This is a genomic window from Bradyrhizobium sp. WSM1417 (assembly GCF_000515415.1).
Lineage (GTDB): Bacteria > Pseudomonadota > Alphaproteobacteria > Rhizobiales > Xanthobacteraceae > Bradyrhizobium.
The window spans coordinates 5344825-5365356 of sequence record NZ_KI911783.1 but is presented as its reverse complement, the minus strand read 5'-3'; the positions used below and the strand labels follow the sequence as shown (position 1 = coordinate 5365356).

The following is a 20532-nucleotide window of genomic DNA, read 5'->3' as shown; positions in this document are numbered from 1 at the left end:
CACCGCGGCTTGACCTGTCGCAAAAGATGGCAGCCGATTGATTTTGCGGGGCAAAGCAGCCAGAAGGGGGCATGTCCGAGATCTCCACCCGCGATGCGGCCCGCGACAGTGCCAGGGACGCCGTCCGAGACAATGCCAGAGACAGCGCAATGTCGGTGGCGGCGATCTCGTCTGAGCGAGCTGAGTCCGACGACAATGTCTGGACGCGCCGGCTCGTGCTGTTCCTGCGGGTGATGGCGCTGCTCTCGATCCTGAAAGGTCTCTATCACTGGGCGCAGGTGACGGGCTTCGTCGGCGGCGAGGACGAAGCGTTCGAGAACCAGTCGATGGCTTGGCAGGCCTCCACCATCTACTTCGCCGTGATCGAGCTCGTTGCTGCGGTTGGTCTCTGGCTCGCCACACCTTGGGGCGCTGTGGTGTGGCTGACGACCGTGGTGTCGATGGCGGTGATCGAACTGATGTTCCCCGGCATCTACGGCGGCAGCCTGATTGTGGTCGGCGTCGAAGCCTTCATGCTCGCCGCCTATCTCGCGCTCGCCTGGATGGCCGCGCGCGAACGGCCGCCATAGGCGAAGTCGATTTCAACGATCACTCTTTCTCTCGTGCCCCGGACGCTGCGCAGCACGCAGTGATGCGCCGCTGAGCCGGGGCCCATCTCTCCACGAACTCGTTCGTGTCCCCTGGGACCCGGATCTTCTCTGTGCTGGTCCGGGACACGAGGGCGCAGTTGTGCCCGCTTGGTTGACGGTTGGTTGCGTAAAATTCGACGTAAGTTTTCGCTAACCAGCGTGTTCCGCCACAGCTGTTACGCGGCCGTTTCGAAACGGGGCGGGGCTGTTCTGGAATGCGACAATCGCGGCGGACGGAGGGTGAACAGGACCTTGCGAGAGTCAACAGACTATTGCGAAAAGTGCTTGTGGCACAGGCTTAATCCGCAATTCACTGTCTTAAATTCATGATCTCTTTATTCTCTTATTTAAGCCGATCTTCAAACGAGCCCCTTAAGTTGCACCTATCAGACGGGACACAAGTTTCGTCGAATGAGTGTCGATAAAAACGACAACAGGGGAAGTGTCATGATGAAAGCCGTCGCAACTGCGGCAGATACCGCAGAGCGCGTCTCCGGCCAGCAGGGTTCGGTGCAGACGCTCTATCTGGAAGCCTTGACTCTGGTGGAGCGGCTGCATCGCCGGCTGCTCGACGTCATCAAGGACGAGTTCGATCGCCGCGGTCGTGCGGACATTAACTCGGTGCAGGCGCTCCTGCTCTACAACATCGGCGACAAGGAGCTGACCGCGGGCGAACTGCGCACGCGCGGTTATTACCTGGGCTCCAACGTCTCCTACAATCTGAAGAAGCTCGTCGAGCTCGGCTTCCTCGACCATCAGCGCTCGCGCGTCGATCGTCGCTCGGTGCGCATCCGCCTGACGCCGCAGGGCCAGGAAGTCCGCCGCATCGTCGACTCGCTGTACCAGAAGCACGTCAAGACGGTCGAGCAGGTCGGCGGCATCTCGGGCGAGGAGTTCTCGACCCTGAACAAGTCGCTGCACCGCCTCGAGCGGTTCTGGACCGACCAGATCCTGTATCGCCTCTGAGTTCTTTTCGACGGGACAAGGCCAAGCCGGCCCGCAACAAGACCGGCAAGCCTCCCAACGTGCCTGAGCTTCCCCAAGCGCGCCGGCCCGGCTGTGTCCGGACCGGTGCGTTTTTCCATTTCGCGGTTGCGAAAAAATCCCCGATCGCAGGGAACGAGTTCCCGGTTCGGCGCTTATCCCCTTCGATCGGAGGGCGGACGATGCTGGTCGAGCGTGGCGTTGGGGTGATGAACGTGGAACTCGTGAGCGAGGCCTATGCCATCGCCGCGAACTATCTTCGCCGCTCCGGCGCGATCCGGGACACCCTCGTTACCGACGAACGCCTGCTCGAGATCGTCATCAAGCTGCTCCAGCACGGCGAATTCAACAAGATCAGGCTGGCCAACAAGGCCATCGTCAGGTTCGAGGCGCAGTCCGAGGCCAAAGCGGTTGCCTGATCTCAACTCCCAAACGCGGCAAGAAAATCGCCAAGAACCAGAGGGTGCCATGGAAGCTGCCATCGACCGGATCATGCATACCTACGATTTGCTCGCCAACCGCACGTCGGCGGCGAGCGCGGAGGCGCGGGAAAAGGTGACTAACTACCTCAACACGTTGATGGAAGCCGGCGAGAAGAACACCCACAGGTTGACGGTTTGCGGCCTCACCTATCTGCGGCAGCTCGACGGCAGCGTGGATCCCGTGAAGGCGGGGTATACCGGGCTGTAGAGGCTGGCCGCTCGCACCCGCGCGGCCATTCGAGCCCGAGGCTGGCCGCTCGCACCCGCGCGGCCATTCGAGCCCAAAGCGGGCCTTTCAGGACATGGACGACCGGATACCGCCCCGTCGTCCAAATCCTCCAGTCCCACCATATCTTGCATAAATCACCGGTCCGACCCGCAACTACTTGGCCTGTTGCGGGCGATGTGGTAGATCGCGCTCGCCGCTTCCGATCGCCACACCAGACCCGCCCGTAGCCCGCCAAAAGGCTGCGGCGGTGGAGATATTCGCAAGATGACCTTCGCCAAAACCGCCTCCGCGCCCGATTCGTTTTTCACCGCCTCGCTCGAGCAGGCCGACCCGGAAATCGCAGCCGCCATCAAGGGCGAGCTCGGCCGCCAGCGTCATGAGGTCGAGCTGATCGCCTCCGAGAACATCGTCAGCCGTGCCGTGCTGGAAGCGCAGGGTTCGGTGATGACCAACAAATATGCGGAAGGCTACCCGGGCGCGCGCTACTACGGCGGTTGTGAGTGGGTCGACGTGGCCGAGAACCTCGCGATCGATCGCGCCAAGAAGCTGTTCGGCGCCAACTTCGCCAACGTGCAGCCGAACTCCGGCAGCCAGATGAACCAGGCGGTGTTCTTGGCGCTGCTTCAGCCCGGCGACACCTTCATGGGCCTCGATCTCGCCGCCGGCGGCCATCTCACCCACGGCTCCCCCGTCAACATGAGCGGCAAGTGGTTCAAGGCCGCGCACTACACCGTGCGCCGCGAGGACCAGATCATCGACATGGACGCGGTCGCCAAGCAGGCCGAGGAGGTCAAGCCGAAGCTGATCGTGGCCGGCGGCTCGGCCTATTCGCGCGCCTGGGACTTCAAGCGCTTCCGCGAGATCGCGGACAGCGTCGGCGCGTATCTCCTGGTCGACATGGCGCACTTCGCCGGTCTTGTCGCCGGCGGCGTGCATGCTTCGCCGGTGCCGCACGCCCACATCACCACCACCACGACGCACAAATCGCTGCGCGGGCCGCGCGGCGGCCTGATGCTGTGGAATGACGAGGCGCTGACCAAGAAATTCAACTCGGCGATCTTCCCGGGCCTCCAGGGCGGACCTTTGATGCATGTGATCGCGGCGAAGGCGGTCGCCTTCGCCGAGGCGCTGCGGCCGGACTTCAAGGTCTATGCCAAGAACGTCGTCGAGAACGCCAAGGCGCTGGCGGAGGCGATGAAGGGCCACGGGTTCGACATTGTCTCGGGTGGCACCGATAATCATTTGATGCTGGTTGACCTCCGGCCGAAGGGCCTGAAGGGCAACGCCTCGGAGAAGGCGCTGGTTCGCGCTGCCATCACCTGCAACAAGAACGGTATTCCGTTCGACCCCGAGTCGCCGTTTGTCACCTCCGGTATTCGGCTGGGCACGCCTGCGGCAACCACCCGCGGGTTCGGCGTCGCCGAATTCCAGCAGGTGGGCGGCATGATCGCCGAAGTCCTGAACGCGATCGCGCAATCCTCCGACGGCAAGGCGCCGCTGGTCGAGGCCGCGATCAAGGAACGGGTCAAGGCGCTCACCGACCGTTTCCCGATCTATCAGTAAGGTCCAAGACAACCGGTCAAGGTCAACGGATGCGCTGCCCGAACTGCAACAGTCTCGATACGCAGGTGAAGGACTCGCGTCCGACCGAGGACTCTTCCGTGATCCGCAGGCGGCGCGTGTGCGTCGCCTGCAATTTCCGCTTCACCACCTTCGAGCGCGTGCAGCTGCGCGAGCTCACGGTAATCAAGCGCAACGGTCGCCGCGTGCCGTTCGATCGCGACAAGCTGATGCGCTCGGTGTCGATCAGCTTGCGCAAGCGGCAGGTCGAGCCTGAAAGGGTGGAGAAGATGGTCTCCACCATCGTGCGCGAGCTCGAGACCGGCGGCGAGGCTGAAATCTCCTCCGAGGTGATCGGCGAGACCGTGATGGAGCATCTGCGCACGCTCGACGACGTCGCCTATGTCCGCTTCGCCTCGGTCTACCGCAATTTCCGCGAGGCCAAGGATTTCGCCGACGTGCTCGGCGAACTCTCCGGTGAGGAGGAAGCGCGGCTCGCCGCGATCCGCAAATGATCTTTCGCATCCTGGAGGATCAATTCGCGCAGAAGGCGCGCGAGTCCAGGGATGCCGACCGGCGCTTCATGGAGCTTGCGCTGGCGCTCGGCAGGCGCGGGCAGGGACGTACCTGGCCCAATCCCGCCGTCGGCGCCGTCATCGTCAAGGACGGCGTGATCGTCGGCCGCGGCTGGACCCAACCTGGCGGACGGCCGCATGGCGAGCCTGAAGCGCTGCGGCGCGCAGGCGAGGCCGCGCGCGGCGCCACGCTCTATGTCACGCTGGAGCCGTGTTCGCATTTCGGCAAATCGCCACCGTGTGCCGACGCCGTGATTGCCGCCGGCATCAAGCGTGTGGTGGCCGCGATCGAGGATCCCAACCCGGAAGTCGCAGGTCAGGGTCACGCGCGCTTGCGCGCCGCCGGCATCATGGTGGATGTGGGTCTGTGCGCGCGCGAAGCCGCCTTCGATCATTCCGGGCATTTCCGCTGCATCAGGGATCACCGCCCGCATGTGATCCTGAAGCTCGCGGTCTCGCCCGACGGCAAGATCGGCGCGGCCGGGAGCAAGCCGGTCGCGATCACCGGGGAGGCGGCACGCAACCGGGTGCACCTCCTGCGCGCCTCGAGCGACTCCATCCTGGTCGGCATCGGCACGGTGCTGGTGGACGATCCGCAGCTCGACTGCCGCCTGCCAGGCATGGCGGCGCGCTCGCCGGTGCGCGTCGTTCTCGACCAGAGTCTGCGCATTCCCGGCGCAAGCAAGCTCGTGGGCTCCGCGCGCGAGATTCCGTTGTGGGTGGTGGGTTCTGAACTCGCGGAGGCCGCGGCCGCCACGCGGCTCGGTGCGGCCGGTGCGCAAGTGATCCGCGTGCCGCCCGGCAACGCCTCGGGGCTCGATCTTGCGGCGGTGCTGCATGCATTGGCCGGCAAGGGCATCACGCGGCTGATGGTCGAGGGCGGCAGCCGCGTCGCGGCCTCCTTCATCGCCGCCGACCTCGTTGACGAGATCTGGCTGTTCCGCGGCGCGGAGGCGGTGGGCGCCGACGGGGTGGATGCGCTCGCTGCATTGCCCCTGTCGAAAATCACGCAGTCGCAGGCCTACAAGGTTCATGCTAGCGAGACCTTCGACAAGGATACTCTCACCATCTACGAGCGCGCGTAATGTTCACCGGCATTGTCACCGATATCGGCGAGATCATCGGCTTCACGCCGACGGCGCAAGGCCAGCTGCACCGGCTGCGCATCGCCTGCCGCTACGACCAGACCACCATTGCCGACGGCGCCTCGATCGCCTGCAATGGCGTGTGCCTGACGGTGGTTGCTTCCGGCGTCGAAGGCGGCAAAGAGTCTGCTCAAAGGACCTGGTTCGACGTCGATGCCGCGGCCGAGACGCTGGCGCTGACGACGGCAAAGCACTGGAAGGTCGGCACCAGGCTCAATCTCGAGCGTGCGCTCAAGATCGGCGACGAGCTTGGCGGGCATATCGTCGCCGGCCATGCCGATGGCATCGCGACCCTCGTCAGCCGCGAGGACCTGCCCGAGATGGCGCGGTTCGAGCTCTCCACGACGCGGGAGCTGGCGCGGTTCATCGCGACCAAGGGCTCGATCACGCTCGACGGCGTCTCGCTGACGGTTAATACGGTGAAGGACGTGAGCTTTTCGGTGCTGATCATCCCGCACACCCTGACGGTCACGACGATCGGCGGCTGGAAGGCGGGAGATGAGGTCAATATCGAGGTCGACCTGATGGCCCGCTATGCGGCGCGGCTGACGGAAATGAAGTGACGGCGTCTTTAAACTTGGCTTACCCGCTGGTGGCGACTACATAGCGCCAACCCCTGTGGAACGGATTTGACGATGGCAGACGCGCGGCGCGCACCCCTGAAGGACCAGACCGACATTTCCGGCGCGCGCGCGCTGATTGTCGAGGCGCGGTTCTATGACGATCTCCAGGACGCGATGCTCGAAGGCGCGGTGGCCGAGCTGAAGGCGGCCGGTTTGACCCACGACGTCATCACGGTTCCCGGCGCACTGGAGATTCCTGCGGCGGTGGCGATCGCCATCGATTCCGCGGCCGCCAATGGCAAGCCCTACGACGCCGCGATCGCGCTCGGCTGCGTGATCCGTGGCGACACCATCCATTTCGAGATCGTCTCGCAGGAATCTTCCCGCGCGCTGATGGACCTGGCGGTGGCGCGCAAGCTGCCGCTCGGCAACGGCATCCTCACCGTCAACACCGAGGCGCAGGCCTGGGCGCGGGCGCGCGCCAGCGAGCTGAACAAGGGCGGCGATGCAGCGCGGGCCGCGATTGCGATGCTGCGCATAAAGCGCCGGCTGGCGCGGGCTTGATCATGGCCGACAACAACAAGAAGCCGCCGTCTGGCACGGAGAAGAAGGCGAACCGGCGCGGTGCGGCGCGGCTCGCAGCCGTGCAGGCGCTGTACCAGATGGATATCGGCGGCGCCGGCATCAACGACATTTTTGCGGAGTTCGAGAGCCACTGGCTCGGCAACGAGGTCGAGGGCGATACATATCTGCCGGCGGAAGCGGCGTTCTTCCGCGACGTCGTCTCCGGCGTCGTGCGCGACCAGAAGAAGCTCGATCCGCTGATCGACGAGGCGCTGTCGAAGGGCTGGCCGTTGAAGCGCATCGAAGCGATCCTGCGCGCGGTGCTGCGGGCAGGGGCCTACGAATTGGAACACCGCAAGGACGTGCCGGGCCGCGTCGTCGTGTCCGAATATGTCGACGTCGCCAATGCCTTCGTCGACCGCGAGGAAACGGGCATGGTCAACGCGGTGCTCGACCAGATCGGCCGCCAGTTTCGCGGTGACGAGTTCGGGCGGGGGTAATTACACATTCCGCTGTCATCACCCGCGAAGGCGGGTGATCCAGTACGCCGCGGCAGCGGTAATGGATATCGGGCGTCTCGGCGTACTGGATCGCCCGGTCAAGCCGGGCGATGACAGTGGAGTTTGGGGCTAGCGCCGATGACGAACGCACCAGAAACCTCCGCCGAAGACTCCCTCATCGCGCGCTATTTCAAGCCGCTGGCGACTGATCCCGGCGCGCTGGGGCTGGTGGACGATGCCGCCATCCTGCAGGCGCTCGGCAGCGACATCGTCGTCACCACCGACGCGGTGGTTGAGGGCGTGCATTATCTTGCCACCGATCCGCCCGATACCATCGCGCGCAAGGCGCTGCGGGTGAACCTGTCCGATCTCGCCGCCAAGGGGGCCGTGCCGGCCGGCTTCGTGCTGACGCTGGCGCTGCGCAGCAAGGAAGACGCCTGGCTCAGGCCGTTCGCCGATGCGCTAGGCGAGGATGCCAAGACCTTCGCCTGTCCGCTGCTCGGCGGCGACACGGTGTCGACGCCCGGGCCGCAGATGATCTCGATCACCGCCTTTGGCCGCGTGCCGCAGGGGCGGATGGTTGGCCGCACCGGCGCGAAGCCGGGCGACCGTATCCTGGTCACGGGCACGATCGGCGACGCCGCGCTTGGCCTCGATGTGCTCACGGGCGGGACGATGGGGGCCATGCTGACGGCAGATCGGGCCGCGCAGGACTATCTGATCGATCGCTATCGCCTCCCTCGGCCGCGCAATGCATTGGCCGGGGCAGTGCTCGCCCATGCCAGCGCAGCGATGGACGTGTCCGATGGTCTGGCAGGTGATCTTGCCAAGCTCTGCGCCGCCTCCGGCGTCAGCGCCTTGGTCGAGGCGCACCATGTTCCGCTGTCACCAGCCGCTGCGATGTCCGCTGTCGGCCTTGAAAGGCTCGTGTCCGGCGGGGACGATTACGAAGTTCTGTGCGCCGTTCCCGAATCGCGCTGCGCCGATTTCACACGGGAGGCCGAGCAGGCTGGTGTCCCCGTCACGGCGATCGGCACCATCATCGCCGGCCAACGAGCGCCGCGATGGACGGGCGCACAAGGCCGCGACATCACACTGCGCCGCCTATCCTATAGCCATTTCTAGGCTCTGGTGCGGCCAGGCGCGTCTAGTCTCTCCGCTTTTTGGGGACAACCGGGTACTATCGGAAATCGCAATCGGCGGATTTGATTCGGATGACAGCGGCCTCAACCGCGAGCAAGTTGCAGCCCGTTCCCGGCAGGGAATGTGGAAGCTGCACGCTCTGCTGCAAGGTCTACAACATTCCTGAGATCCAGAAGCCTGCCGGCAAGTGGTGCGGGCAGTGCAAGCCCGGGCGTGGCTGCAAGATCCACGACAGCCTGCCGGACCAGTGCGCGGAATTCAATTGCCTCTGGCGAACGGAGGCGGCGATGCCGGCGCAATGGAAGCCCGATCAGGCGAAGATGGTGGTCACCATCCATCCGGTCAGCCGGAACATCCAGATCCAGGTCGATCCGGGCCTGCCATCGGCATGGAGCCGACAGCCCTATCACGATCACTTGCGGCAATGGGCGACGAAGAACATGCCGAAGGGCATGCATGTGGTCGTTTTCGTCAACGAGCTGGCGACACTCGTTTTGCCTGACCAGGATGTGGCGCTTGGTCCCGTGACACCCGACCAGACGATCGCAGTTCGTTTGGAGCCTGGTCCGAACGGTGGCGTCTATGAGATCAAGGTCTCGACTACGCGGAGGACGGATGATGGCCAGACCTTCGAGATCGCGTCCTCATCCCGTCATCCTGTGAGGTCGGCGGCCTAGGCATGGCCACGGCTGGGCTCGGTCCCTTCGGTAGGCCGCTTGCCTGTTCTGTGGCAAACGGGCGACCCCGGACCGGCCTAAATACTTGCCGAGATCGGCTTTTTCGGCTCATCCGGCGTTGCACCCTCAATTTGATTTTGGCAAGGTCGTGACCGACTAGGGCCGCGCCTTCGGGCAAGGAGCGGCCTTGTTCAAAATCAAGGCGCCGCACCGCACGACGGAAAAACAAAAGGCGCCGGGGGTACGTTCATCAAGGATCTGAGGCAAAAAATCACATGACAGCATTATGGTTGATTGTGCTCTGCGGAGTGCTTTCCGTCGTCTACGCGATCTGGGCGACGTCTTCGGTGTTGAGCGCGGATGCGGGGTCTCCGCGCATGCAGGAAATCGCGGCAGCGGTGCGCGAAGGCGCACAGGCTTACCTGCGGCGTCAGTACACCACGATCGGTATGGTCGGCATCGTCATCTTCGTGCTGCTTGCCTATTTCCTGGGGCTCTACGTAGCAATCGGTTTTGCCATCGGTGCGATCCTGTCGGGGGCGGCCGGCTTCATCGGCATGAACGTCTCGGTCCGCGCCAATGTGCGCACCGCCCAGGCGGCGACGACGTCGCTCGCGGGTGGTCTCGAGCTTGCCTTCAAGGCGGGCGCCATCACCGGCATGCTGGTGGCGGGTCTCGCGCTGCTCGGCGTGACCCTCTATTTCGGCTTCCTGGTCCATTCGCTGAAGCTTGCGCCTGACAGCCGCGTCGTCATCGACGCTATGGTGGCGCTCGGCTTCGGCGCCTCGCTGATCTCGATCTTCGCCCGTCTCGGCGGCGGCATCTTCACCAAGGGTGCGGACGTCGGCGGCGACCTCGTCGGCAAGGTCGAGGCCGGCATCCCCGAAGACGATCCGCGCAACCCGGCCACCATCGCCGACAACGTCGGCGACAATGTCGGCGACTGCGCCGGCATGGCCGCCGATTTGTTCGAAACCTATGCGGTGACCGCGGTCGCCACCATGGTCCTGGCGGCGATCTTCTTCGCCAAGACGCCGATCCTCGCCGACATGATGACGTTGCCGCTCGCCATCGGCGGCATCTGCATCATCACCTCGATTATCGGCACCTTCTTTGTGAAGCTCGGGCCGAGCCAGTCGATCATGGGCGCGCTTTACAAGGGCCTGATCGCAACCGGCGTCCTGTCGCTGGTCGGCATCGCCGGCGTGATTTATTACCTGATCGGCTTCGGCAAGCTCGCCGGCGTCGACTATACCGGCATGGCGCTGTTCGAGTGCGGCGTGGTCGGTCTCGCCGTTACCGCGCTGATCATCTGGATAACCGAATACTACACCGGCACGGACTATCGTCCGGTGAAGTCGATCGCCCAGGCCTCGGTAACCGGCCACGGCACCAACGTGATCCAGGGCCTCGCCGTCTCGATGGAATCGACCGCGCTGCCCGCGCTCGTCATCATCGCCGGTATCCTGGTCACCTACAGCCTCGCCGGCCTGTTCGGCATCGCGATCGCGACCGCCACGATGCTCGCGCTCGCCGGCATGGTCGTCGCGCTCGACGCGTTCGGCCCGGTGACCGACAACGCCGGCGGCATTGCCGAGATGGCGGGCCTGCCGAAGGAGGTTCGCAAGTCGACCGACGCGCTCGATGCGGTCGGCAACACCACCAAGGCGGTGACCAAGGGCTACGCGATCGGCTCCGCCGGTCTCGGCGCCTTGGTGCTGTTCGCGGCCTACAACGAGGATCTCAAGTTCTTCATTGCGGACTCCGCACACCACGCCTACTTCGCCGGCGTCAAACCGGACTTCTCGCTCAACAACCCCTACGTCGTGGTGGGCCTGTTGTTCGGCGGTCTGTTGCCGTATCTGTTCGGCGCGATGGGCATGACCGCCGTGGGCCGCGCGGCGAGCGCGATCGTCGAGGAGGTCCGGCGCCAATTCCGCGAGAAGCCGGGCATCATGCAAGGCACCGACAAGCCGGATTACGGCAAGGCGGTCGACCTTTTGACCAAGGCGGCGATCAAGGAAATGATCATCCCCTCGCTGCTTCCTGTGCTGTCACCGATCTTCGTCTACTTCGTGATCTATGCGATCGCGGGGGGCGGGCCGGCCGGCAAGTCGGCGGCGTTCTCGGCCGTCGGAGCGATGCTGCTCGGCGTGATCGTGACCGGCCTGTTCGTCGCGATCTCGATGACCTCGGGCGGCGGCGCCTGGGACAACGCCAAGAAGTACATCGAGGACGGACATTTCGGCGGCAAGGGCAGTGATGCTCACAAGGCGGCCGTGACCGGCGACACGGTCGGCGATCCCTACAAGGACACCGCAGGTCCGGCGGTGAACCCGATGATCAAGATCACGAACATCGTGGCGTTGCTGCTGCTGGCGGTGCTCGCGCACTGAACCAGAGGCAGCTCTCCTGCGACAAACCCGCGGTGCAAGCCGCGGGTTTTTTGTCGGCTGCCGGCCGAATGCGGCGATTCTTCTGGAGAGGTTAGGCACCATGAAGTTCGAGATGACCAGGTGCAATCAGTGCGGCAGCGATATGCCGATGGGCACGATCCTCTGTCCAAGCTGCGGCAAAGCGCAAACCGGCGCCAGGAGATCAGGCTCGCTTCAGCCGCGCACCCTCCTGGCGGTTGCGCTGGCGGCGGCGGTGCTCCTCGTTTTCAACTGGATCAAAGCCCCGGCGCCCCAGACCGACCCCGTCACTGCACGTCCATCTGCAGTCCTTCCTTCTGGATGATGCCGGCGAACTTCTTCGTCTCGGCGTCCACGAAGGCGGCGAACTGGTCGGGCGTGCCGTAGTCGGCGCGGGCGCCCATGGCGACAATGTTCTTCTTGATGTCGTCGCGCTCGAGCATCGCCTTCACTTGCAGGTTGAGCGCTTCGACAACGGCGGGCTGCACACCCTTCGGCAGGAACACCGAGAACCACGACGAGACGTCGAAAGCCGCAAGCTCCGGCGCGCTCTCGCGCATGGTCGGCAGGTTCGGCGCGAGCTCGCTGCGCTCGGTCGTGGTGACGCAGAGGCCGGTGAGGGTGCCGTTCTGCACCTGCGGCAGGCTCGGATAGAGATTGTCGAACAGGATCTGGATGTCGCCGGCGAGCGCCGCCTGGAGCGCGGGACCGGCGCCGCGGAACGGGATATGCGTCATCTTCAGGCCGGTGAGCTGCAGGAACCAGGCGCCTGTGAGGTGAGGGCTCTGGCCGACGCCGGAGGAGGCGTAGCTGAGCTTGTCCGGATTGGCCTTGAGATAGGCGACCAGCTCGGCGATCGACTTGATGCCGGTCTTGGGATGAGCCGAGACGATGTTCGGGATCCGGATCATGTTGGAGACTGGCTGGAGCTGGTCCGGCTTGTAAGTGAGGTTCTTGAAGATGCTGTAGGCGATCGCGTTCGGGCCGGGATTGCCGATCAGGATGGTGTGACCGTCCGGCTTGGCGCGGACCACCTCGGCCGTGCCGATCGTACCGCCGCCGCCGGAGCGGTTTTCCACCACGGCCGATTGGCCCCATGCGGTCTGCAGATGCGCGGCCAGGAGCCGACCCATCACATCGGTCGAGCCGCCGGCGGCAGCCGGCACGACGAGGCGGACGTTTTCGGTGGGCTTCCAGTCCGCAAGACTCGAGCGCGGCAGGATCGCTGCGGCCGAGAGGGCGGCAGCACCGGTGAGCACGCGACGGCGGGACAGCAATTTATTGGGCACGAATCCACTCCCTGCAGCTTGTTTTGGAGGGAGCGTATGGAACAGGACGCGCAACGGCAAGCCGCACGAAGCCGCAGGCTGAAGGCTCAGTTAAAGCTGAGCAGCTTGAAGATAGGCGTGAGGTAGCTCATCTCCTGGCCCGACGTCGGCGTGGTCCGGCTGATGAAGTCGAAGATCTTGCCGTCCTGCAGGCCGTAATTCGCAAGCCGGCGCACGCGCCGGTTCTTGTCGAAATAGACCGCGATGACGCGCTGATCGACCACCTTCTGATTCATGAAGGCGACCACGCGCTCCGAGCGCTGCGAGATGTAATAGAACACCTCGCCGTCCAGGGTTGCGACGGTGGAGGGGGTGCCCATCACGATCAGCACCTGGTCCTGGCTCGCGCCGATCGGGATCTGCTCCAGCGCGCCGGGCGGCAGGATGTAACCCTTCTGGAACTGCTCGCCGGTGCAGCCCGCAAGCGCAGCGCCGACCAGGGCCGCGGCCGCGAACAGGCGCAAGCCGCGCCAACGTGCTTGAAGGCCGCGCCGCTTGTCTGCACGCAGGCTGGTCTGGTTCGTTATCGTCATAGCGGAACTGATTCCGTCCCCTTGCGTCGCGCGAGGCGCTGAAGTACCGGGCGGAGGCTCTGAATGCAACACGCGCGCGCCCGCTTGCGGAAACCACAATGCTTTGGCCGTTCAATCACTTCAGGAAACCCCGCCTAGCCTCGGGCACCATTGAAGCCATCTATGGCATGATCGTGACGCAGGCGCGAGAACCCATATTTTACCGCGACTTGGGCGTGCCGGATACCGTTGACGGGCGGTTCGATCTGTTGCTGTTGCACCTCTGGCTGCTGCTGCGCCGCCTCCGCACGGTCCAGGGCGCCCCCCGACAAGGCGCCACCGAGCTGTCGCAGGCGCTGTTCGACCGCTTCTGCGAGGACATGGACGACAATCTGCGCGAGATGGGGATCGGCGACCAGACCGTGCCGAAGCGGATGCGGGCCTTCGGCGAGGCGTTTTACGGCCGGGTCCAGGCCTACGATCAGGCCATGGAAAGCGGCGGCGAGGCGCTGGCATCGGCGGTCTGCAAGAATATCTTGAATGGGGCCGGCATGGATCAGGCGCGGCGGCTCGCGGCCTATGCCAGGGCTGCCGAGGCCGACCTCGCCCAGACCGGCGAGGCCGCAGTGTTGGCCGCGTCTTTCAAGTTTCCCCCAGCGCTCCCTGAGGATGTCACGCCATGACCCGACCGATACCAGCATCCGGGCCCGATCCCTGGCGGGTGCCCATCATCGTTGCCCAGATCCCGGACACCGGCCTGCATCGCAAGCTCGAGGCCTCGGCCGCCGAGCGGCAGGCCATGGCTGAGACGGCAGGCTTGCGCGAGGTTGTCTCGGTCCAGGCCGATTTCGATGTCGTGCCGAAAAGCGGCAATCGGATCCAGGTCACGGGGCACGTCCGGGCTCGGATCGGCCAGACCTGTGTGGTCACGCTTGATCCGATGGAGAGCGACATCGACGAGGAAGTGGACCTGATATTCGCCCCCGAGGCCGAGGTCCGCCGCCTCGCCGACCTGATGGAGGAGGGGCACGACGATCAGGAGCAGGTCGCCGATCCGCCTGAGGCGATCGTCAATGGCATCATCGACCTCGGGCGACTTGCCACCGATGTCCTGTTCCTGGCGGTCGATCCCTATCCGCGCAAGCCGGGGGTCGTGTTTGAGGCCGAGGTCATCGCCCCCGATCCGGAGGACCACCCCTTCGCGGTCCTGAAGGCACTTCAGGACGGGAAGAAAGACAAATAGGTGCCGCCTTCTCCAGAGGACCGCTTTGCGACCGGGCGAGATGTTTGCGGCAGTGGTTTGAAAAGCTCGATTATCTGTTTGATTTTGATGCACTTCTTGCGAATTCGGCCGTCTGCGCCCGGATCGTCCCCAATGCAAAAGGCTGGGGGCAAGAGGTTGTTTCGGGACAACAAAACGCTATTGTCGCGCCCCGGTCCGGGCGCGGCGTGGCGCTTGACCGACCGCCATGTTCGTGGCGAACCCATTTGCGGCCCCGCTCGTTCAAGACCGCACCAGACCAGGTTTCCAGGACTTTTATGCCAAGCAAGGTTCGCATCGCGCTTGACGCCATGGGGGGCGACGCCGGCGCCGCCGTGGTCATTCCAGGCGCCGCCATCTCGCTTAATAGGCATCGCGAGATCGAATTCCTGCTGATCGGGGACCGCGCCAAGATCGAGCCCGAGCTCGACCGCCACCCCGCGCTGAAGGCCGCCTCGAGGATCATCCATACCGATGTCGCGGTCAGCGGCGAGGAAAAGCCGAGCCAGGCGCTGCGGCGCGGCCGCAGGACCTCCTCGATGTGGCTTGCCATCGATGCGGTGAAAAAAGGCGAGGCGGATGTCGCGGTCTCGGCCGGGAATACCGGCGCGCTGATGGCGATGTCGCGCTTCCACCTGCGCACGCTGCCGGGCGTCGACCGTCCGGCCATCGCCGGCATGTGGCCGACCAGGCGCGGCGATTCCGTGGTGCTCGACCTTGGCGCCAGCATCGGCGGCGATACCCACCATCTGGTGTCGCTCGCCATCATGGGCGCAGCGATGGCCAGCGTGTTGTTCAACAAGAAGCGTCCCACGGTCGGCCTGCTCAATATCGGGGTCGAGGAGATCAAGGGGCACGAAGAGATTCGCGAGGCCGGCGAAATCCTGCGCGCCAGGAACCTGCCCGAGCTCGACTATCTCGGCTTCGTCGAAGGCGACGGCATCGGCAAGGGCGTGGCGGACGTCATCGTCACCGAAGGCTACAGCGGCAACATCGCGCTGAAGGCCGCGGAGGGAACCGCACGGCAGATGGCGGAATTGCTCCGGGACGAGATGAAGCGGAGCTGGCTCTCAAAGCTCGGCTATCTCTTTGCGCGCAACGCCTTCCAGGCCCTGCGCAACAAGATGGATCCGAACAAATCCAACGGCGGCGTGTTGCTGGGATTGAACGGGATCGTGGTCAAGAGCCATGGCGGAATCGCTGCCGAAGGCTTTGCCTATGCGATTGATGTTGGCTATGAGATGGTCAAATTCGATCTCCTCAACAAGATCAATCAGATGCTCAACCGCGAAGGTGGTGCACTCAATTCCGTGCAGGCCGCGCAGGAGGCTGTTTCGTGACTCAAATTCGTTCGGTCGTGCTGGGCTGCGGCTCTTATCTGCCGGAGCAGGTGGTGACCAACGCCCAATTGGCGGCGCGCATCGACACGTCCGACGAGTGGATCGTGCAACGCACCGGCATTCGCGAGCGGCATATCGCGGCCGAGGGCGAGTTCACCTCGCACTTGGCGCTGAAGGCGGCGCAGGCTGCGCTCGCCGACGCCGGCGTGGACGCGCAGTCGATCGACCTGATCGTGCTCGCGACCTCGACGCCTGACAACACCTTCCCCGCGAGCGCGGTCGCCGTCCAGCACGGGCTCGGCATCAACCACGGCGCGGCCTTCGACCTTCAGGCGGTGTGCTCGGGCTTCGTGTTCGGGCTCGCCACCGCCGACAATTTCCTGCGCACCGGCGCCTTCAAGCGCGCGCTGGTGATCGGGGCGGAAACCTTCTCGCGCATCCTCGACTGGACCGACCGCGGCACCTGCGTGCTGTTCGGCGACGGCGCCGGCGCGGTGGTGCTGGAGGCGCAGGAGCAGCCGGGCAATGCCGCAACCGACCGCGGGATCGTGACCACGCATCTGCGCTCAGACGGCCGTCACAAGGCGAAGCTGTTCGTCGACGGCGGCCCGTCCTCGACCCAGACCGTCGGCCATCTGCGCATGGAGGGCCGCGAGGTCTTCAAGCACGCGGTGGGCATGATCACCGACGTGATCGTCGATGCCTTCAAGGCGACCGGGCTCAATGCCGACAGCATCGACTGGTTCGTGCCGCACCAGGCCAACAAGCGAATCATCGACGCGTCCGCGCACAAGCTCCACATCGCGCCGGAGAAGGTGGTGCTGACGGTGGACCTTCACGGCAACACCTCGGCGGCCTCGATCCCGCTGGCGCTGTCGGTGGCGCGCAAGGACGGCCGCATCGAGCGCGGCGACCTGGTTCTGCTCGAAGCCATGGGCGGCGGCTTCACCTGGGGCTCCGCGCTGGTGCGCTGGTAAGCCACAGTCGATAAAATTTTGCCCGAATCAGCGCGGATTATCGATGCGCCTGCATTGATGAGCGCTGTTGACCGCCGTATCGTAAGCTCATAATTTCAGACAACAATTGTTCGCCGTGATGTGGGGCAGGGCGATGACCGATCAAAGTAAAACCGTAACGCGTGTCGATCTGTGTGAGGCCGTCTACCAGAAGGTGGGGCTGTCGCGCACGGAATCGTCTGCCTTCGTGGAACTCGTGCTGAAGGAGATCACCGATTGCCTTGAGAAAGGCGAGACGGTGAAGCTGTCCTCGTTCGGCTCCTTCATGGTCCGCAAGAAGGGTCAGCGCATCGGTCGCAACCCGAAGACCGGCACCGAGGTGCCGATCTCGCCGCGCCGGGTCATGGTATTCAAGCCGTCCGCGATCCTGAAGCAGCGGATCAATGCCCAGCACCGCACCAATGGCGACGCCAGCAAGGCGCAACCCGAGGCGTAATCCGCCCTCCGGATAAGGATTTGGCATTTGGACAAGGCGCCGGATGCGTTCCGAACCATCAGCGAAGTAGCGCAGGAACTCGACATTCCGCAGCACGTGCTGCGGTTCTGGGAGACGCGTTTCTCCCAGATCAAGCCGATGAAGCGCAGCGGCGGCCGTCGCTATTACCGCCCCGACGACGTCGACCTGCTCAAGGGCATCCGCCGCCTGCTCTACGGCGAGGGCTACACCATCCGCGGGGTGCAGCGGATCCTGAAAGAACACGGCGTCAAATCGGTGCAGGGCCTTGCCGACAGCGCGGCCGCGGTCTCGTTCGGCGCCATCGAGGACGCCGTCGGCGCCAGCCTGATGGAGCCCGAGGAGGAGACCGGCGTCCGCGGCGCCCGCGACAGCGACGATGACGATTACCAGGGCGAGGAGGAGGAGGGCATCGACTTCCGCTTCTCCGAGACCGACGACGAGGAAATCCTCACCACCTTCCGCAAGGGCGGCACCCCCGCCGCGCCCGCCGGCCCCAGCGCCATCGACCGCGAGCGCCTCGGACGGGTGCTCGCCGAGCTCATCGCCTGCCGCGAAATGCTGGATCAGGCGCTCAAGGACGCCTGACGCCGGATCTCCTCGGCGTTGGGGCAGTTCCGGTGCCTTTCGGCGGAGGCAGCAAAATGGTGTGACCTCGCCTTGCGCAAACCGGCGATCCTAGCTAATGGAACGACGTTCGGAGCGTGGCGCAGCCCGGTTAGCGCACTAGTCTGGGAGACTAGGGGTCGGAGGTTCAAATCCTCTCGCTCCGACCATTTTTTCTCAAAGCATCTGTCGGCTGGATTGAGGGGCGGCGCGGAGCCAGCTGCCGCCGGTGACGCATGGGCCACGATCGGAGGGATGGCTGCTTGGTGGCTGGAAAATCAAAATGCCGAAAACAACCCCATGCACAGTAGCGAAGTCATCGGCGGGATGAGGTTTTTCCGAAGCGATTTGATGCGTCGGGCAAAACAGGAGCATAATGTCATCTCGTGCCAGCTCCGGTGTCGTGTTGCTCTGCTCGGCATGTTCACACTGACCGCGTCGCCGACGCCGGCAGGCGACCGGCTGGCAGAGAGAACTGACCGGCTCACGCTGTCCTTCGTGACGAACTCGCACACGAGGATTGTCTGCGGCGCAAGAGCTTGGCGCGATTGTCTGATCAAAGTTCAGACAAGCAGAACATTGCCGGAGTGATGGCCTATCTCTGCAGCCAGAAGCATAGAGAACTCGTTCAGGAGGCAGGCATGAAGTCGCGCCATACGACCAACTTGGGCGCAGAGAGGGCGGTCGCAAGCGGACGGCATATTCGGGAGCTTAGGGAACGTCGGCTTTCCTAGAGGTACACGTTTTGCGGGGCCACCTACCTCGAATATTCCACCACCTGTGTCTCGATCAAATGAGTGGACTGTCAGCGTAATTCTCCGCGCCTCGTTGCGTCTCCACTTTTTAATTCCCATCGCTTCTGGCGATGTATCGTGTTGCGGTAAGGTCAATTGCAGGATCTAGAGATTAGTCGACGCTCCGATCGGCTCTAACTTATTCAATTCTTCCTGCATTACCGTTCGCCAGACCAGCTGTGTTTGAACGAGTAAATGCCCAATTACGTATTGCGCAGCTTTTGATGCATCATCGGCATTCTTGATCCATTTTTTGCGGGCGTCGCGAAAGGCTAATCGATGCAGAAATCGCCAAAGCGCCGCGTCTATTGTGGGATCATTCAACGGATTAAGCATTAGCAATTCTAGCGTCCCTAGGCGCTTTATCTCCCTGGGAACGTAAGAACGTTGATGCACATGGATTCCTCTCGCAGCCACCATCTCCCCGAAAAACGCGTTGTGCAACTTGATTGCATACTTGTGGGCAGATGACAGATCCACCTCAAACGATTGCGACGTGGCGCATTCGATCAAAGCTTTTGTGAATGCCTTCAGGCGCTCTTCTAAAATGTAGGTTTCGTGGACGATAAGGTAGTAACAGCTCTCCATATGCTGCGACCGGGAGATTTTTCCTCCCCACGGATATAGGCGCACCATTGTCGCCATAGCTTTGAAATGGTTTGGTACCTGCATCAGCTCAAGGAAAGAGTGAAGCAAAGTGACAACAGGCTGATCAGCGGCCGATATGAGAGTTGGCACGGGCGGGTCACCAAGAAGGTCGGCCCTCAGGCTGTCGTTCGCCGCCGTCAGGCGGTCCGGGTCCCCCGTTGCGCGGACAGATATCAGTTTCGTGCAAAGGTTAAGTGCCTCCAAAAACTCGGGCGGTAGCGGTTCATCGATCGCTCTGCATTCGGCCTTGTTCTTCATTGAGGTCACCCCGGCGCAATCTAAGGCGCGAGGGACGATGCCGCCAAGAGCGAGAGTTGGGCAGTCCTGCTGCTGGCCCCGTAGCTGCCATGCAGACAAAACGCGTGAAGCGGCGAGCGCGTGCAATCATCGCGCGGGAAGTGGCTTTAGGGGCTGCGTGATCGTTGTCACAAAGGGCGCCGCCGCGATGGGGTCTGGCGCTGTCGGTGCCCGCACGGAAAGACCAGTCGGCCTCCGGGGCGTTTCCTCGTTGGTAGTCTTGGTCCGTCGTCTTGGTATCAGTAGTTTTGCGGGGTCTTACGCGTGGCCCTTGATCTCGTAGCGACCCGGAACGCATTTGTAGCGATCGAGCCGCCAGTTGGCGTGGTAGATCGGATGCTCGCCCATCCATTTCGCCAATGGGGCCTGTGCGCCGATCGCACACTGCATCATCGACATCTCGGGCGTCATGTTGCTGTCGGTCACGATTTCCTCGATGCAACTGCCTGAGCTGGCTGCACTCAGCCGGCAGAGCACGGCAACGACGGTCACGAACATTCCAGTCACCTCATCGGTAGTTTCTGACCACGAAGAGGATGCAAGCGGAGTGCCAGAGCCTGTGACGCAAACAACACGCTGGCCTGGCCGACTCGACCCAGCGTCCGGACTCCATTTAGCGATTCGGATTGTAAAAAAATTGCCCCTAAACCGAAGCCGGGCAAATACGGAGAACCGGGCGGGAGATCAGCGCAGGGATGTCGAATTCCGGGGGCAGCGCCGCGCCGGTGGCGCTTCACAGGCCGCGTGCAGCCGGTAGGCTCGGAAGGGCGTGGCCACCCGCCAAAAGAGTGGGGCCGCCACAAGGGATATG

At 63.8% G+C, this 20532-nt stretch carries 24 protein-coding genes and 1 tRNA gene; 21 read left to right on the top strand and 4 right to left on the bottom strand.

The window, feature by feature from the left end; genetic code table 11:
• The first annotated feature begins 71 nt into the window (after positions 1-71).
• The 13 genes from BRA1417_RS0126135 to BRA1417_RS0126075 all read left to right on the top strand — a co-directional run bounded on the left by BRA1417_RS0126135 (position 72) and on the right by BRA1417_RS0126075 (position 11447).
• A complete protein-coding gene (locus BRA1417_RS0126135) occupies positions 72-569 on the top strand; it encodes a DUF6163 family protein (protein ID WP_027518332.1) in 498 nt (165 codons plus the stop codon).
• A gap of 507 nt (positions 570-1076) precedes the next feature.
• Positions 1077-1595 (top strand): transcriptional regulator LdtR, encoded by a 519-nt coding sequence (ldtR, locus tag BRA1417_RS0126130; RefSeq protein ID WP_007603420.1) that lies wholly within the window; start codon positions 1077-1079, stop codon positions 1593-1595.
• A 200-nt stretch (positions 1596-1795) separates the two neighbouring features.
• Positions 1796-2032, top strand: a complete 237-nt coding sequence (locus tag BRA1417_RS0126125) for a hypothetical protein (RefSeq protein WP_026233256.1) — start codon at positions 1796-1798, stop codon at positions 2030-2032.
• Positions 2033-2081: 49 nt separating this feature from the next.
• The gene (locus BRA1417_RS0126120) at positions 2082-2303 is read left to right on the top strand and encodes a hypothetical protein (RefSeq protein ID WP_027518331.1); all 222 of its coding nucleotides are present in this window, start codon (positions 2082-2084) and stop codon (positions 2301-2303) included.
• A 285-nt stretch (positions 2304-2588) separates the two neighbouring features.
• A complete protein-coding gene (gene glyA / locus BRA1417_RS0126115; RefSeq protein ID WP_027518330.1) occupies positions 2589-3887 on the top strand; it encodes a serine hydroxymethyltransferase in 1299 nt (432 codons plus the stop codon).
• A gap of 29 nt (positions 3888-3916) precedes the next feature.
• Positions 3917-4399, top strand: coding sequence for a transcriptional regulator NrdR (gene nrdR / locus BRA1417_RS0126110; RefSeq protein WP_007603426.1), 483 nt, complete (start codon positions 3917-3919; stop codon positions 4397-4399).
• Positions 4396-5544 carry a bifunctional diaminohydroxyphosphoribosylaminopyrimidine deaminase/5-amino-6-(5-phosphoribosylamino)uracil reductase RibD gene (ribD, locus tag BRA1417_RS0126105; protein WP_027518329.1) on the top strand — a complete coding sequence of 383 codons (1149 nt, stop codon included), beginning with the start codon at positions 4396-4398 and terminating at the stop codon, positions 5542-5544. The genes nrdR and ribD overlap by 4 nt, the downstream gene beginning before the upstream one ends.
• Positions 5544-6167 carry a riboflavin synthase gene (locus BRA1417_RS0126100; protein WP_027518328.1) on the top strand — a complete coding sequence of 208 codons (624 nt, stop codon included), beginning with the start codon at positions 5544-5546 and terminating at the stop codon, positions 6165-6167. The genes ribD and BRA1417_RS0126100 overlap by 1 nt, the downstream gene beginning before the upstream one ends.
• A gap of 72 nt (positions 6168-6239) precedes the next feature.
• On the top strand, positions 6240-6731 hold the full coding sequence (ribH, locus tag BRA1417_RS0126095; protein ID WP_027518327.1) for a 6,7-dimethyl-8-ribityllumazine synthase: 492 nt from the start codon (positions 6240-6242) through the stop codon (positions 6729-6731).
• Positions 6732-6733: 2 nt separating this feature from the next.
• Positions 6734-7231, top strand: coding sequence for a transcription antitermination factor NusB (gene nusB, locus BRA1417_RS0126090; RefSeq protein WP_027518326.1), 498 nt, complete (start codon positions 6734-6736; stop codon positions 7229-7231).
• 138 nt (positions 7232-7369) lie between these two features.
• A complete protein-coding gene (gene thiL / locus BRA1417_RS0126085) occupies positions 7370-8356 on the top strand; it encodes a thiamine-phosphate kinase (RefSeq protein WP_027518325.1) in 987 nt (328 codons plus the stop codon).
• A gap of 89 nt (positions 8357-8445) precedes the next feature.
• Complete coding sequence (locus tag BRA1417_RS0126080) at positions 8446-9051, top strand: hypothetical protein (RefSeq protein ID WP_027518324.1); 606 nt, start codon at positions 8446-8448, stop codon at positions 9049-9051.
• Between the two features lie 275 nt (positions 9052-9326).
• Positions 9327-11447 (top strand): sodium-translocating pyrophosphatase, encoded by a 2121-nt coding sequence (locus tag BRA1417_RS0126075; protein WP_027518323.1) that lies wholly within the window; start codon positions 9327-9329, stop codon positions 11445-11447.
• Positions 11448-11752: 305 nt separating this feature from the next.
• Here the strand turns inward: BRA1417_RS0126075 and BRA1417_RS0126070 are convergent, their stop codons facing one another.
• Positions 11753-12754 carry a tripartite tricarboxylate transporter substrate binding protein gene (locus tag BRA1417_RS0126070; RefSeq protein WP_027518322.1) on the bottom strand — a complete coding sequence of 334 codons (1002 nt, stop codon included), beginning with the start codon at positions 12752-12754 and terminating at the stop codon, positions 11753-11755.
• A gap of 86 nt (positions 12755-12840) precedes the next feature.
• The gene (locus BRA1417_RS0126065; RefSeq protein ID WP_027518321.1) at positions 12841-13326 is read right to left on the bottom strand and encodes an outer membrane protein assembly factor BamE; all 486 of its coding nucleotides are present in this window, start codon (positions 13324-13326) and stop codon (positions 12841-12843) included.
• A gap of 98 nt (positions 13327-13424) precedes the next feature.
• Between BRA1417_RS0126065 and BRA1417_RS0126060 the strand changes: the two genes are divergently transcribed.
• From BRA1417_RS0126060 to BRA1417_RS42060, 8 genes are all read left to right on the top strand, one after another.
• Entirely contained in the window at positions 13425-13988 is a 564-nt protein-coding gene (locus BRA1417_RS0126060) for a ubiquinol-cytochrome C chaperone family protein (protein WP_027518320.1), read from the top strand.
• On the top strand, positions 13985-14548 hold the full coding sequence (locus BRA1417_RS0126055; RefSeq protein ID WP_027518319.1) for a DUF177 domain-containing protein: 564 nt from the start codon (positions 13985-13987) through the stop codon (positions 14546-14548). Before BRA1417_RS0126060 ends, BRA1417_RS0126055 begins: the two co-directional genes overlap by 4 nt.
• Before the next feature lie 296 nt (positions 14549-14844).
• Positions 14845-15906 (top strand): phosphate acyltransferase PlsX, encoded by a 1062-nt coding sequence (plsX, locus tag BRA1417_RS0126050; RefSeq protein WP_027518318.1) that lies wholly within the window; start codon positions 14845-14847, stop codon positions 15904-15906.
• Positions 15903-16883 (top strand): beta-ketoacyl-ACP synthase III, encoded by a 981-nt coding sequence (locus tag BRA1417_RS0126045; RefSeq protein ID WP_027518317.1) that lies wholly within the window; start codon positions 15903-15905, stop codon positions 16881-16883. The genes plsX and BRA1417_RS0126045 overlap by 4 nt, the downstream gene beginning before the upstream one ends.
• A 133-nt stretch (positions 16884-17016) precedes the next feature.
• Positions 17017-17358 (top strand): integration host factor subunit alpha, encoded by a 342-nt coding sequence (locus BRA1417_RS0126040; protein WP_018456841.1) that lies wholly within the window; start codon positions 17017-17019, stop codon positions 17356-17358.
• A 27-nt stretch (positions 17359-17385) separates the two neighbouring features.
• Positions 17386-17964, top strand: coding sequence for a MerR family transcriptional regulator (locus tag BRA1417_RS0126035; protein WP_007611070.1), 579 nt, complete (start codon positions 17386-17388; stop codon positions 17962-17964).
• A gap of 110 nt (positions 17965-18074) precedes the next feature.
• Positions 18075-18152: transfer RNA gene (locus tag BRA1417_RS0126030), tRNA-Pro, on the top strand.
• Positions 18153-18237: 85 nt separating this feature from the next.
• On the top strand, positions 18238-18573 hold the full coding sequence (locus tag BRA1417_RS42060; protein ID WP_156948930.1) for a hypothetical protein: 336 nt from the start codon (positions 18238-18240) through the stop codon (positions 18571-18573).
• A gap of 308 nt (positions 18574-18881) precedes the next feature.
• Here BRA1417_RS42060 and BRA1417_RS0126020 read toward each other — a convergent pair whose 3' ends face one another.
• Both BRA1417_RS0126020 and BRA1417_RS0126015 read right to left on the bottom strand, forming a co-directional pair.
• Positions 18882-19682 (bottom strand): hypothetical protein, encoded by an 801-nt coding sequence (locus tag BRA1417_RS0126020; protein WP_027518315.1) that lies wholly within the window; start codon positions 19680-19682, stop codon positions 18882-18884.
• Positions 19683-19979: 297 nt separating this feature from the next.
• A complete protein-coding gene (locus tag BRA1417_RS0126015) occupies positions 19980-20219 on the bottom strand; it encodes a hypothetical protein (protein ID WP_007603449.1) in 240 nt (79 codons plus the stop codon).
• Positions 20220-20532: the final 313 nt, after the last annotated feature.

Bases quoted from the DNA above. Each gene is read 5' to 3' on its own strand.
- BRA1417_RS0126015 (WP_007603449.1), bottom strand. From the start codon at position 20,219: ATGTTCGTGACCGTCGTTGCCGTGCTCTGCCGGCTGAGTGCAGCCAGC.
- thiL (WP_027518325.1), top strand. From the start codon at position 7,370: ATGACGAACGCACCAGAAACCTCCGCCGAAGACTCCCTCATCGCGCGC.
- ldtR (WP_007603420.1), top strand. From the start codon at position 1,077: ATGATGAAAGCCGTCGCAACTGCGGCAGATACCGCAGAGCGCGTCTCC.
- BRA1417_RS0126040 (WP_018456841.1), top strand. From the start codon at position 17,017: ATGACCGATCAAAGTAAAACCGTAACGCGTGTCGATCTGTGTGAGGCC.
- plsX (WP_027518318.1), top strand. From the start codon at position 14,845: ATGCCAAGCAAGGTTCGCATCGCGCTTGACGCCATGGGGGGCGACGCC.
- BRA1417_RS0126065 (WP_027518321.1), bottom strand. From the start codon at position 13,326: ATGACGATAACGAACCAGACCAGCCTGCGTGCAGACAAGCGGCGCGGC.
- BRA1417_RS0126100 (WP_027518328.1), top strand. From the start codon at position 5,544: ATGTTCACCGGCATTGTCACCGATATCGGCGAGATCATCGGCTTCACG.
- BRA1417_RS0126125 (WP_026233256.1), top strand. From the start codon at position 1,796: ATGCTGGTCGAGCGTGGCGTTGGGGTGATGAACGTGGAACTCGTGAGC.
- BRA1417_RS0126020 (WP_027518315.1), bottom strand. From the start codon at position 19,682: ATGAAGAACAAGGCCGAATGCAGAGCGATCGATGAACCGCTACCGCCC.
- glyA (WP_027518330.1), top strand. From the start codon at position 2,589: ATGACCTTCGCCAAAACCGCCTCCGCGCCCGATTCGTTTTTCACCGCC.
- BRA1417_RS0126080 (WP_027518324.1), top strand. From the start codon at position 8,446: ATGACAGCGGCCTCAACCGCGAGCAAGTTGCAGCCCGTTCCCGGCAGG.
- nrdR (WP_007603426.1), top strand. From the start codon at position 3,917: ATGCGCTGCCCGAACTGCAACAGTCTCGATACGCAGGTGAAGGACTCG.
- nusB (WP_027518326.1), top strand. From the start codon at position 6,734: ATGGCCGACAACAACAAGAAGCCGCCGTCTGGCACGGAGAAGAAGGCG.
- BRA1417_RS0126120 (WP_027518331.1), top strand. From the start codon at position 2,082: ATGGAAGCTGCCATCGACCGGATCATGCATACCTACGATTTGCTCGCC.
- BRA1417_RS0126060 (WP_027518320.1), top strand. From the start codon at position 13,425: ATGCTTTGGCCGTTCAATCACTTCAGGAAACCCCGCCTAGCCTCGGGC.
- BRA1417_RS0126055 (WP_027518319.1), top strand. From the start codon at position 13,985: ATGACCCGACCGATACCAGCATCCGGGCCCGATCCCTGGCGGGTGCCC.
- ribH (WP_027518327.1), top strand. From the start codon at position 6,240: ATGGCAGACGCGCGGCGCGCACCCCTGAAGGACCAGACCGACATTTCC.
- BRA1417_RS0126075 (WP_027518323.1), top strand. From the start codon at position 9,327: ATGACAGCATTATGGTTGATTGTGCTCTGCGGAGTGCTTTCCGTCGTC.
- ribD (WP_027518329.1), top strand. From the start codon at position 4,396: ATGATCTTTCGCATCCTGGAGGATCAATTCGCGCAGAAGGCGCGCGAG.
- BRA1417_RS42060 (WP_156948930.1), top strand. From the start codon at position 18,238: ATGGCTGCTTGGTGGCTGGAAAATCAAAATGCCGAAAACAACCCCATG.
- BRA1417_RS0126135 (WP_027518332.1), top strand. From the start codon at position 72: ATGTCCGAGATCTCCACCCGCGATGCGGCCCGCGACAGTGCCAGGGAC.